This is a genomic window from Stenotrophomonas bentonitica (assembly GCF_013185915.1).
Lineage (GTDB): Bacteria > Pseudomonadota > Gammaproteobacteria > Xanthomonadales > Xanthomonadaceae > Stenotrophomonas > Stenotrophomonas bentonitica.
On the sequence record NZ_JAAZUH010000004.1, the window covers coordinates 93,903 to 106,017 of the forward strand.

A 12,115-nucleotide genomic window follows, 5' to 3' on the forward strand; every position below is an offset into this window, starting at 1 on the left:
GTCTCCGGCGCACATGGAAAAACTTGCTTGATGCAAGCACGACCTCAGCTGGTCGCGCCCAATTGGCCATCCGTGGCTTGCCGCGACGCGCGCAGGTAGCGGCAGTACTTGCCGATGAAGATACCGGTGAATCCGCCGGACAGCAGCAGGTAGGCAGCGCTGAACGTGGCGTTCGCGCTCAGCGAAGGCGACACCGCCAGTGCGGACTCGAAGCCATACTTCACTGCGAACGTGATCAGCAGCAGCGGCAGCAGGGTGAAGTCCGCGCTGCGCCACAGCTTGCCCGTGGCCGGGTTCAGGGTCAGCGTGGCGCGACGCAGGAGCATCCAGCCGGTGCCCATGCCTGCAATGATGCCGACCAGCCACTCACCCCAGGCGACCCATGAAGCGCCGTAGCGCTGGCTGATCGACCACAGGCCCCAGACGGTGAACAGCGCGGGCACGATCGCCAGCTTGGCCAGCGAGGTTGCCCCGGGCTTCCTGGCGGCGATGCCACGGGTCAGCAGGAAGATGAGAAGCGCCCAGACCCAGATGGGGGTATGCGAGGCGAACTGCTGCAGCATGTTCATGGGACGTCCTTGGCTTCGATTGGGGCGCCGGTACAGCGCCGCGGTGTAGGCAGATTCTCCGATTACGCCCCCCGGGGGCCAAGTGACAGCTGTCAGCCATCGCGGCGTACACCCGGAGGTAGAGCCGGGCCCTGCCCGGCTGTCAGAGATCCGTCCGGAAGTGGAAGGAACTCACCGTAAGCCCCTCGCGGAAATAGAACCGGTGCGCCTGCGCGCGCTGCACCCCGGAGTCCAGGTGGAGCTGCACGCATCCCCTGGCCCGGGCCTCCTCCTTGAGCCAGTCCAGCAGTGCACGACCATGGCCCCGGGAGCGCTGGTGCGCGTCGGTACTCAAGTCATCCACGTACATCAGCGACCCGCCGGTATAGAGCATCTCGAAGATCCGGAAACCTCCCACGGCGCGCACCTCGCCGTCCTCGAACACCGCCGCCTGGCGATAGCCGCCTTCCATCATGCGCCGCACCGTGGCGAGGTAGTCTCCGGCTGCAATGTCCGGGCGAAGCTGACGCATGACATCGCGGGCGGCAAGAATCTCTTCATCGGAGCGCAATTCGGCAACGTTCATGGCAGATCGCCTCGTGTTGAAACAGCGGTGTACGTCGGACGTCGCAGGTAGCGCCAGGAGACAGCAAGCGCAACGCCGAATGTAATGAGCATCGACGCAATGACCCAGGGCCACAGTCGATTCAAGGTTGGTGGCCCATTTGCGATGGTCGGGTAGTAGTTGCTGTCGATCAGGACGAACGCATGCGGCAGGAACACCGTGATAATCGGCGTCGGCACAGGAGCGACCAGCAGTGTGGCAACCAAGGAGAACACCACGACAGCTGCCGTGCTGCGGACGGCCCGACGGCGCATGTAGCGTGCAAAGAGGTAGAACCCAAGCAGCAAGGGCGAGGACAGGATTGCCCAGAGCAAAAGCCAGAAGGGTATGGCGATCACAAGCTGCATGGGTGGATCCGCCGGGGGCCGCCGCCAGTCTACCTCCGCCGACGCCCGGGATTCATGTGCCCGTCTGCGCCCCGCCGCTTACAGGTACTTCAACCACGCGATATCACGCCGGGCCGCCTTGAAGCGGGAGAACCAGGCGGTCGGGATGTACAGCGGAATGATCAGCGCCACGTACCAGGCCAGCACCCAGCCGTAGTTCCCGACGCCGAACACGCTCCCCTGGTTTGGCCCCCAGAGGGCGAGGGCACCGTGGTAGAGCAGGCGCAGCACGCTGAGGTGGAGCAGGTAGAAGAACATCGGGGCGCCGCCGAACACCGCCAGCGCCGCCGAGATCCGGCCATCGCGCAGCAGCTCGAAGGCGGCCAGCAGCAGCGCACCCACGCCCAGCGTGAGCAGCAGGAACAGCAGCGAAGGCGGGTACTTGGTCAGCGCCAGGAAGCTCATCACCGTGCGCATCGGGTCGCCTTCCACCACGAACCACGGCGTATCGCCGTAACCGTTCCACAGGCGCACCAGGACGAACGCCAGCAGCATGACCACGCCCAGACAGATCAGCCGACGCCGGCGCACGGGAGCGGCGACACCCGGCGAGAACCACGGGCCAATGGCAAAGCCGAGCACGATCACGCCGATCCACGACAACACCGGGTAGGTGGTCTTGGCGACAAAGCCGAACGGAAGCTCGATGACATCACGCTGGTGCAGCATCGCCCACGGCGCGAACAGCGGATGACCCGGTTCCAGCCGGATGCCGTCAAGCAGGTTGTGGCCGCACACGATCAGCAGGCCACCGGCCAGCAGCAGCCGGCGCGGCAGGCCGATGAGCAGCGCCAGCACGATCATGCACACGCCGATGCACCAGATGACCTGCAGCCAGAAGGTGGGCGCGGCAATGCCCCAGTACAGCTCGGACAGGAAGAACACTTCAAGCGCCATCAGCACCAGGCCGCGCTTGATCAGATACATGCGGGTTTCCGCCAGCGTGTGCTTCGTGCTGAACAGGTAGGCAGAGATACCCGTGAGCGCCACGAAGATGGGGGCACACAGACTCACCGCCAGGCGCGCCCAGTACATCGCCGGCAGCGCCGTGGTGGCATCGATGGGATCGGCCACCGGTACATGCAGGAACCACGTCTCGCGCAGGTGGTCGAGCAGCATCAGGACCATGACGAAGCCGCGCAGCGCGTCGATGCTGTGCAGGCGACCCGCACCCGGCTTGGGGCCGAGGGGAGCGTTCATCCCCATCGGCATGGAAGTCGGGGTACCGGTCATCTGTTCTCCTGCGCGGGGAAAATGGACCGGAATGTTATAATATTCCAATAGCGCAGACAAACATTGAACGGCCTGCCCCGCTGAACCAACGCGGACGTGCGCCAGGCAACCTGCCCGGCGCACGTTGACCACTTCACATCAGGTGCGGACGCTCCGAACCGAACAGCAGGCGCTTGGCCCCTTCGCGCCATACCTGCGGGCACGACTGGCCGCGCACGACGGCTGCAACGGTATAGGCGTAGCCACGGTTGCTCGGGTTGACGTGGCCAAGCACGGCCTCGGCCTGCTGTACGGAGGCGTTCGCACGTACCGCATCGACGAACGCCACCATGCGCGCCGCCTCGTCCGGGTCGGTGGCCAGCACCTTCTCGCGCCATGCCGCTTCATCGCGGCCGTGCCGCAGCGCCAGCGCCCACATGCTCCAGGTGGAGTCCGTGTCCGCACCCGCCTCGGCCGGGAGACCCAATGCCTTCTCGGCCACGTCAGCCGACGCGCCATCGGACGCGGCAACGAGGCGAACCATGCGTGGCAACAGATCGGCATCGGCCTGCGCCAGGTCCAGCGCCTGCTTGTACTCGCCCCGCCCAAGCGGCAGATAGGCATCGTACGGTGAGCCGGTCGCTTCGCCGCTGTCGAGCGCCAGCATGTTGGTCAGGTAGGCCGACTGGGACGCCAGCGACTCAATCTCGCCCTGGCTGGCGCCGAGCATGCGCTTGATGCGTGCCAACTCCGGTGCCACGAACTCCGCCGTCTGTGGCGACATCGCCGACTTCGACAGGACTTCGTTGGCGCCGGCCCAGTCGCTGCGGGCGGCAAGCACGTAACCGGTCGCAAGCGCGAACCAGGGTTCCTGCGGCCAGCGGCGGTGTCCAGCGAAGAACGCCTCGTCCTGCTCCGGACCATCGGCCATGCAGCGCACCGCCAGGTAGGCCAGCCCTGAAGATGCGGGCTTGCGTTCGGACATCTGCCGCTGGCGATCACACACCGCCTCGTGCGCCTGGCCGTCGCCAAGCTCCTGCTCCATGCGCAGCGTTGCCACGTCTTCGGGATACCGGGTCAATCGATCTGCGATGAGGCCCGGCATGTTGTCGGAGTACATCGCCGCTGCAGAGAGCCAGGTTGTCAGGTGGCGCGACCCCGGTGCATCCCAGCGCGCATGGGCCATGACCATGGCCGCGCGCTGTTCATCGCTGTTCACGAAGCCCAGCTGCTGCTGCGGAGACAGATCGCCCATGGCCGTCAGCACCGAACGCGTACCGCCGCTCCCATGCTTGGTCGATATGGAGGTCGGAGGCGTTTCAAGCACGACGTCGGCGTCGGTGGCCGACCAGCGCTGCGCACCCAGCTTGCGGTCGGGGCCGCCCTCAGCACCGCCATAGACCGCCGTCCATTCCACCAGCGGCGCGGCACCCGCGACGTTGTACGTGAAGTGCGAACGGCCAGGCATGCGTTCACTGTCGAAGGACTCGATCAGCTGCCCGTCCGCGCTGTGCGTGACCACCTTGTGCGCGGTCCCCGGTGCCACGTCCACGGTGGCGCTCTGCTGGGGCTGCAGCGCGACCGTAGTGCCGTCGACGGTCACCCGCACCGCCGTGGCCAGGCCGTTGTACAGCGAGACCGTCGCGGTGCCGGTGTGCATGCCGAACACCAGCACGCCCACCACGATGGCCGCCGCAACCGACGCACGCACGATGCTGGCCGCCCAGCCGTCGGCGGTCTGGAATCGATCCCACCAGCCCAGCTTGGTCTGCAGCTTGCGCTCCTGGCCGGGGACCAGCACCGGGTAGCCCGTGGGAACCCGCGACGGCGTCGGTGCGGCCGGCGCCGCCTCGCCCGAATCCAGGCGCCCGACCACGGCGTCTTCGTTCGCCAGCAGCGCTTCCAGCGTCGCCGCGCGCAGCAGCGACAGCGCGCCGCAGGTATGCGCCACCCAACCGCCCGCGCGCTGCACCCAGTCGTTGATGTTCTGCTGCGACGGGCCGAGCAGGCCCAGCTCGCCCAGCGCCTGCGCCAGGGGCTGGCCACCGTGCTCGATCACGGTCGCGTCGACGACGCAGTCACCGGCGCGGTCATAGATGAATCCCAGGGCGCGTTGGACACGGTCCGCGTCGCCGAGCAGTCGGCGCATCTCCTTGTCGGAAACGCGCTTGTCGGCCGTCACCACGTGCAGCGTGTTGACGAAGACCCCGTACACATCGCGCAGGTCCGCTTCCACGTGCTCGCAGAAGTGCAGCAGGGCAACCTGCCCTTCCAGCACCGCCTCCCAGCCTTCGCTGCTGCGGCGCGCGGCAAGCCGGTGCAGGCTGCGGCATTCCTGGTCGTGCTGGACCACGGCCTGGCGCAGCGGCGCGATCTCCGCATCCAGGGCCGCAATGGCCGGGCCGAGGCGCCGGGCGTCCAGCACCTGGCCGCGCCAATGCACGCGGTTTCCCGACGCACGCAGGTGACCCAGGCGGGCAGCGTCCAGCGTGGCGCGCTCTTCTTCCAGCACGCGCAGCTGCTGCAGTGCCTGACCATGCCGGGCTGCATACAGGCCGGCGATGCGCTCGCGCACCTCGGTGTTGTCCAGTGGCGTGAGCGTACGCAGGAACAGCTCGGCGGGCGTGGCCACACCGCGCACGAACGAGCGCCGCAGGTAGGTTCCCTGGTAGCGCTGGTGCATGGCGCGGATGTCGAACTCGGCGTCGAGCCGGCTCAGCGTTTCCGCACCGTCGGCGAACGCCGGCGGCGTCTCGCGGAGCATGTCGCGGGTGATCTGGTGCCGGAGCGCGTCCGCATCGCGGAACAGCAGCATGGCAGGGCGTTCGTCGATGGCGGCCGCCACGTAACGTCGCTTCAGATTGTTCTCGCGGTCGGCGTTGGCCGGATGCGTGGACCACATCTGCGGCACCCGCACCATCGCACTGCGGAACACGCGATGCTGCTCGCGGTCGCTCTCCGGCAGCTGCGGTGGATCGGCATACAGCGGGTCGGGCGACACCCGGCGCAGGTTGGCCAGCATCCGCGTCTGCACCGCGAACAGGTCGGCCACGGCGCGACCGGCCTCGAACTCGCGCGAGGCGAAGGCGACCGACCGGTCCCAGGCTTCATCCGCCGCACCCAGCCGGTGCAGCGCGTGCACCAGTGCATCACTGCCAGCCAGCGAGGCGGCCACCAGATCGGCCTGGTACTCCATTTCGCGCGACAGGGCACGCTCGGACAGTGCGACCACACTGAAGGCGGTGTCCACCAGCGAGCGGATCGCCCAGACCACGAGCGACAGCAGCCAGCCCACCCAGGCGATGCGGAAGTCCGTGCGCGAAAGGCCGGCCAGGAAGGTATCCAGCGCATCGCGCCGGGCCACCAGCTGGCTGGCGATCTGGTGGGCCACGTACACCCAGCGCCCCACCGCCATCGTGCGCTGCGCGAAGTGGCCGAACTCATGGCCCAGCACCGCCTTGAACTCGGTCAGGTTCAGCGCATTGACCAGCGCCAGGCCGATGTCCAGGTTCTTGCGCGAGGGCAGCAGCAGGTTGAACAGCGAAAGGTCGTAGAAGACCCCGGCGTTGACCCGCGAGGACAGATACACCCGCTTGGGCCGGGGCGCGCCGGCCTCGTCGGCCAGGCGGTGCAGGAACGCGAACAGCTCGGGCTGATCGGCTGGCTTGAGCTCCAGCTCCTTGGAGGCCTGGCCACGCTTGAGGAAGATCAGCCCCTTGGCCATGAACGCGGCCAGGAACAGGGCGCACACGCCCACGATGATGTTCACCAGCGTATTGCCACCCTCGCCAGACACGAGCGTGCGGAGTACACGGAACGCGGTCCAGCCAAACCAGCCCATCAGGGCAAAGTAGGCGGCGGCGAAACTCAGCAGGCCGGCCACCGCAAGCCATGCATGGCGTCGGTACGCGGAGCTGGGTGCGGTCAACTGAGCAGGCACGGCCGAAGGCCCCGCCGGATAAAGCGAATCCAACATGATCATCCCCCTGTTGTAATGCCCCGCGCGGTCCCCCCGGACATGGCGCGGAACGTACCCGGCGTCATGCCCGGTCCCGGGGCGATTGTGCACTTTGTGGGGCGGGTGGGATATACCCCTGCTCAGATAATCAGCCGGAATGAATCTCGCCAGCGCAAGGAAGGTTCCTTACCCGAATCCAATCTGATGCGCGGTTCGAAGCCACGTCGCATCAGTGGGGCCCTTGAACCCAACCACCGCATCAACACCGCAGCGCGGGCACAGCGCGGTCTGACCCTGGTCCTCACCGTCGCACCATTCTTCAACAGCGCTCGGCGGAAACTCCGAAAAGCAGTAGTAGCAGGCCGCTACATCGCTTGCCAGCAGCGCTTCGCGGTGCATGGATGATTCGCAGGTTCTTACCACTGTGTCGTCTCCAAGGTTCGGAAGTGGAAACTGCCCGGGGACCTGTCACCGAATCAGGTCGAACTTGTCCACAGCGACGGCTATTGCCGTAACCACGCCAAGAGCCAGGTAGAGCCACGGGCGAGCCCTCGCTTCGGACGCATGCGGCTTTTTCGGGCGCATCATTCGCCACCACCCAATGCAAAGGACGACCGAAACGAAGCCAAAAAATCCGACAAGAAAGGCATCCATCTGCACTTCGTCCATCGGAAGGCCCAGCGCGATCATGGTCAGCAGGGAAACAATCAAGCTGGTAATAACCACCAGGGCACTCCACGGGGAGCCTTGGGAGACACTGACGCCTTGTTCGTACGCGAGGGCTGAGGCGACCAGGAACGGCCAGGCAAAACTCAATGCCCAGAATATGTTCGGTGAGCTCACTGGATTGCTCCATATCAGTCGGAGCAGGATCAAGGTAAAGAGCGCGCCCAACCCAGCTCTGAAGAACCTATTGCCCAACACTTTCATTTGCCATCCTGCCGCCGAAGCTGCAGCACGATAGCTGCGCCCACTTCCACGCGTTGTTCGACTGAAGGGACTGAGAGAACTGCGGGCGCAGAAACAGGGTGGACTCGGGCAATGGACGCGACTGCCTCGAAACTCGCCGGCTGCGATACCAGTATCGAGACGGCGTTGCCGGACGTCGAGCGCTTGTGATGCAGGAGTTCAGCGTATGAACAGGAGAGCGTCAGAATCTGGATAGCTGGGCGTGCTCCTCGAAACGTCTCAATCTCGACTTCAATGACACTGATGTCCATCTGGAGTCCCCGTCCATGATCCCAACAACTTCTGTCGTGCCAAAACCGCAGGCCCGCCAAGCAAGTGGATGTTCGCTACCGCATCCCGCACGTCGCCCCAACACACGCCCCACTCTCAACAAACCGAACCTCTGAATGCCCGGGATCTCCCGTCGGAGCCGCTACGCCGGGGGCCACGAAGAAGGTGGCCGAGTGAGCACCATACAGACCTGCGGGAATGGCAAACGGCTTCACCACCGTATAGCTGCGGTAAGGCACGCTTTGTCCCTTCATCGCATTGGCTCCTTCGATGCGCGGAATGTCCGGCGCCCCCATGTCTCGCCTCGCTGCCGCTTCCCAGGCGCGCAGGTCCGAGAGTGTCGTCGGGCGCAGGATGCCGCTGCGCATCGCCGCGTCGATACCGGCCTGCCCAGCGGGTGGGGTGTCCTTCAACTGGAAGTCTTCCACCGGCTTGGCCGAAGCATCGGTCACCAGCCGCGCCCCCGGCGGGATCTGGCCGATGATCGCCTTGCCATCGCGCGCCTCGTACGCCACGTCCACCGGGCGACCGAACACCTCGCGTGCCAACGGGTTGAGCTTGGCCGACCCCTCGCCGCCCACATAGGCATGAGCGCAGGGGCCCCGGTCCTCATACGAACTCACCAACAGCGGCAGGTCTGCGGGAAGACCAATTACCTGCTGACGGTGATAGCCGGTGACAACCACAGCCGCAATCTGCGTGCCCCCCGTCCAGCCAACGCTCCACACCGTGGGTTCGTAGGCGCCCAGTAACAGCACCACAGGCACGTTGGGTTCATGCACCGCCACCTGCATGGTAGTGGCCTGGTGACCACTCTGGTCGATCTGGAAGTTGGACTCCTTGCCGCCGTAGGCTCCCGCCGCGTAAACCTTGGCGTTGGCCGGCATGACCAGACCTTCGATGCGGCAGTGGCTGGCCGGCGAGGGCGCCGCCGCAGAAGGCGCTTCGAAGGCAAAAGGCTTGGTTTCCCGGGCCGGGTCGGCAGCCACCGGGACAGTTGTATCCGGTTCGACCTGGGGTGATGGTCCAGCGGTGCCGGCGTCGGAACGATCGCCCGCGGAGGGCTGTACGTGTGGCTCCGACAGCGGAGGCTCGGTGCAGGCGGCCAGAAGCAGCATGACAGCCACGGCAATCCACGGACGGATGGACACCTGCTCGTTGCGCTTCATGCGTGATCCTTCACCTGCGATGCGAGAAGTAGAACATTATCCGATTCAGGCATGTCTGGCGGAGCGAACCCGATGAACATCAGATTGATCCTGCCCCTGGCGGTCCTGGCGCTGGTCGGCAATGCGACGGCCGCGCCCAGCGAGACCGCGCGCCGCGAAATCGCTTCGTTGATCGGCGCGCTGGACGGTTCGACCTGCCGCTTCCAGCGCAACGGCAGCTGGCACGATGCTGCCGAAGCCCGGGCGCACCTGCAGCGCAAGTACGACTACCTGCTCAAGAAGGACAAGGTGGATACCGCCGAGCAGTTCATCGAGCGGGCGGCCAGCCGCAGCAGCATCAGCGGCAAGCCCTACCGGATCGCCTGCCCGGGGCAGCCCGAGCAGAGTGCGGCGTCGTGGTTTGGCGCGCGGCTGCAGGCGCTGCGGGCGCGCTGAACCCGCGCTTCTTTCAGTCCGCGACTTCGCCGTATCTCACAGCGAGCACTTTGGCATTTTCGGGCGGCGCATCGCGCCAGTTCGGCCTCACCGTGATTTCGTCGATCCTGCCCTCGATCCTGATCTCCGACCCTACCTCGAAGCCCAGGCCACGCAGCCAGGCGCCGCGGATCATCACGAAGGGGATGGGGCCGTACTCGTCGCGGTCGAGGGCGTTGATCTGCGGTACGGCGCGCACGCTGCGGAGCTGTACGGCCTTCAAGGTCTCGTCGCGGGGAGTGAGTCGGTTGTCGTCCGGGTGAACCTGCTTCAAGTTCGCGTTCATGGATGTACCTCCAATTCCAACGGGGAATGGCCCTCGCCGGTAAGGGCGAGGGCGTCGGGAGGTCAAAAACCGAAAGCAACCGATCGGCGGGCGTATTCCCCCGTGGAGGGTCTTGTATTAGCCGCCCTCCCGACATGGGTTATCCACAAGTTTGGTTGCTTTGGAGTTTTTGCGCTCCGGCGCGAACCTTGCGGAGATCGAGCGGGAAACACAAAGCGTTTGTTTCTGTTGATTTTTCCGTTTCGATAGACGGCGCCTACTGATTGACGCGTCTGACCCGCGCAGCATCCCGAATGCTGTATTCACATGTGAACGCGGTCGCAGTTCTTACCCAGCCCCAAACAGCGTCTGCGCGTTCTGGAACAGGATCCAGCTTGTCGCAATGAACTTGTCCCCGCCCTCGGGGCGGTTCCCCCGGTGGGTGTGCGTGAAGGCCGTGGGTGCAATCAACAGGCTGCCGGTGCGCGGTGCGATCTTCCGTTCCTGGAACAGGAACTCGGTCTCCCCCGCTTCGAATTCATCGTTGAGGTACAGCGTCCACAGCAGGTGGCGATGCAGGGTTTCACCGGCCGGATCGCGCGGATACAGCTCGCAATGCCAGTAGGGGTAGCCGCCCTCGCCTGCCGCATACCACTGCAGGTTGATGGCGCCCGGGCGCAGGCACGTACGGGCCAGTTCGGAAAGCGCGTTGTCGTCCATGCCGGGGAAATCCTCGGCGCGCAGGCGACGTGCGGTGCCATCGTTGTCTTGCACCTGCAACATGAGCGGGGAAATCAGCGCCTGTGGATAACGGCGTAGATAACTCAAAACCCCGCTGAATACTGCCTGCTGCAGCTGGATTTCCACCTGGCGCCATTCCGGGCGCCCGCTGATGCGGAGATCCTTGCTGTGCTTGAGTTCCGGGAAGACGCCGCTGCCAACTTCGCCAGGCAACAACTGTGCGCTGGCTCGCATCTGGGCCTGGATCGCGGCGCAGGCGTCGGCGGGAATGGCGTTGTGGATTACTTCGATGAAGTCGCGCGGTGTTTCGGCCGTCATGGGGTCATCCGTGGGCGTTTGAGCCCGATGGTGACCTGTGTTGGTGCATGTGTCACCCCGTTGCCATGTGGCAACGGGGTGGCGCGCGGTCAGGCCTGCGCGTCGTGCTCGCGGTGGTAACGGGTGGCTTCGGCCACTTCGTTGCGCGAACCCAGGAACACCGGCACGCGCTGGTGCAGCTGGTCCGGCTGGATGTCCAGGATGCGCTCGCGGCCGGTGGTGGCGGCGCCGCCGGCCTGTTCCACCAGCAGGCCCATCGGGTTGGCTTCGTACATCAGGCGCAGCTTGCCGGCCTTGCCGGGGTCCTTCTTGTCCCACGGGTAGATGAAGATGCCGCCGCGGGTGAGGATGCGGTGCACGTCCGCCACCATGCTGGCGATCCAGCGCATGTTGAAGTTCTTGCCGCGCGCGCCTTCCTTGCCGGCCAGCAGGTCCTGCACGTAGCCCTGCATGGGGGCTTCCCAGTGGCGCTGGTTGGACATGTTGATGGCGAATTCCTGGGTGTCTTCGGGAATCTGCATGCCGCGCTGGGTCAGCACGAACTCGCCGGTTTCACGGTCCAGGGTGAACGAGTGGGTGCCGTGGCCGGTGGTCAGCACCATCTGGGTGCTGGGGCCGTAGATGCAGTAGCCGGCGGCGATCTGGGCAGTGCCCGGCTGCAGGAAACTGGCGTCGGTGGGCTGCTCGGTGCCGGCCGGGCTGCGAAGCACCGAGAAGATGGTGCCGACCGAGACGTTCACGTCGATGTTGGAGCTGCCGTCCAGGGGATCGAACAGGAGCAGGAAGTCGCCGCGCGGGTAGGTGTCCGGCACCGGCTGGCAGTGGTCCATTTCCTCGGAGGCGCAGGCGGCGAGGTGGCCGCCCCAGGCGTTGGCTTCGAGCAGGATCTCGTTGCTGATGACGTCCAGCTTCTTCTGCGCTTCGCCCTGTACGTTGCCGGTGCCTGCATCGCCGAGTACGCCGCCCAGCGCGCCCTTGCTGACCGCGATGGAGATGTTGGTGCAGGCGCGGCCCACCACTGCAATGAGCTGGCGCAGGTCGGCGTTGATGCGGCCGGCGTGCTGCTCTTCGATGAGGTACCGGGTAAGCGACGTACGGGACATGGAATGGCTGCCAAAGACATTTCGGGGGCCGTATTGTGGCCCGTCGGTGGCGGTATTACGAGGCAGGTTTTTTCGTA

The 12,115-nt window shown here is 65.6% G+C and carries 11 protein-coding genes; 1 reads left to right on the plus strand and 10 read right to left on the minus strand.

What is annotated here, in order from left to right; translation table 11 throughout:
• Positions 1-44: 44 nt before the first annotated feature.
• From HGB51_RS18285 to HGB51_RS18315, 7 genes are all read right to left on the minus strand, one after another.
• On the minus strand, positions 45-569 hold the full coding sequence (locus HGB51_RS18285; protein WP_070207808.1) for a DUF6622 family protein: 525 nt from the start codon (positions 567-569) through the stop codon (positions 45-47).
• Positions 570-711: 142 nt separating this feature from the next.
• Positions 712-1,134 (minus strand): GNAT family N-acetyltransferase, encoded by a 423-nt coding sequence (locus HGB51_RS18290; RefSeq protein WP_070207809.1) that lies wholly within the window; start codon positions 1,132-1,134, stop codon positions 712-714.
• Entirely contained in the window at positions 1,131-1,520 is a 390-nt protein-coding gene (locus HGB51_RS18295; protein ID WP_070207810.1) for a hypothetical protein, read from the minus strand. Before HGB51_RS18295 ends, HGB51_RS18290 begins: the two co-directional genes overlap by 4 nt.
• A 78-nt stretch (positions 1,521-1,598) precedes the next feature.
• Positions 1,599-2,792 carry a heparan-alpha-glucosaminide N-acetyltransferase domain-containing protein gene (locus HGB51_RS18300; protein ID WP_141739122.1) on the minus strand — a complete coding sequence of 398 codons (1,194 nt, stop codon included), beginning with the start codon at positions 2,790-2,792 and terminating at the stop codon, positions 1,599-1,601.
• 133 nt (positions 2,793-2,925) lie between these two features.
• Positions 2,926-6,747, minus strand: a complete 3,822-nt coding sequence (locus HGB51_RS18305) for a M48 family metallopeptidase (protein WP_216666915.1) — start codon at positions 6,745-6,747, stop codon at positions 2,926-2,928.
• A 450-nt stretch (positions 6,748-7,197) separates the two neighbouring features.
• Positions 7,198-7,659, minus strand: a complete 462-nt coding sequence (locus HGB51_RS18310; RefSeq protein WP_070207812.1) for a hypothetical protein — start codon at positions 7,657-7,659, stop codon at positions 7,198-7,200.
• A gap of 365 nt (positions 7,660-8,024) precedes the next feature.
• Entirely contained in the window at positions 8,025-9,137 is a 1,113-nt protein-coding gene (locus HGB51_RS18315) for a hypothetical protein (protein ID WP_070207813.1), read from the minus strand.
• A gap of 72 nt (positions 9,138-9,209) precedes the next feature.
• Here HGB51_RS18315 and HGB51_RS18320 point away from each other — a divergent pair, with 72 nt between their 5' ends.
• Positions 9,210-9,572, plus strand: a complete 363-nt coding sequence (locus HGB51_RS18320) for a YfeK family protein (RefSeq protein ID WP_070207814.1) — start codon at positions 9,210-9,212, stop codon at positions 9,570-9,572.
• A gap of 13 nt (positions 9,573-9,585) precedes the next feature.
• On the opposite strand, the gene HGB51_RS18325 is transcribed toward HGB51_RS18320, so the two are convergent.
• The 3 genes from HGB51_RS18325 to HGB51_RS18335 all read right to left on the minus strand — a co-directional run bounded on the left by HGB51_RS18325 (position 9,586) and on the right by HGB51_RS18335 (position 12,038).
• Positions 9,586-9,897, minus strand: a complete 312-nt coding sequence (locus tag HGB51_RS18325; protein ID WP_070207815.1) for a SymE family type I addiction module toxin — start codon at positions 9,895-9,897, stop codon at positions 9,586-9,588.
• 327 nt (positions 9,898-10,224) lie between these two features.
• Complete coding sequence (locus HGB51_RS18330) at positions 10,225-10,935, minus strand: 2OG-Fe(II) oxygenase (protein WP_070207816.1); 711 nt, start codon at positions 10,933-10,935, stop codon at positions 10,225-10,227.
• An 89-nt stretch (positions 10,936-11,024) separates the two neighbouring features.
• Positions 11,025-12,038 (minus strand): class 1 fructose-bisphosphatase, encoded by a 1,014-nt coding sequence (locus tag HGB51_RS18335; protein ID WP_070207817.1) that lies wholly within the window; start codon positions 12,036-12,038, stop codon positions 11,025-11,027.
• Positions 12,039-12,115: the final 77 nt, after the last annotated feature.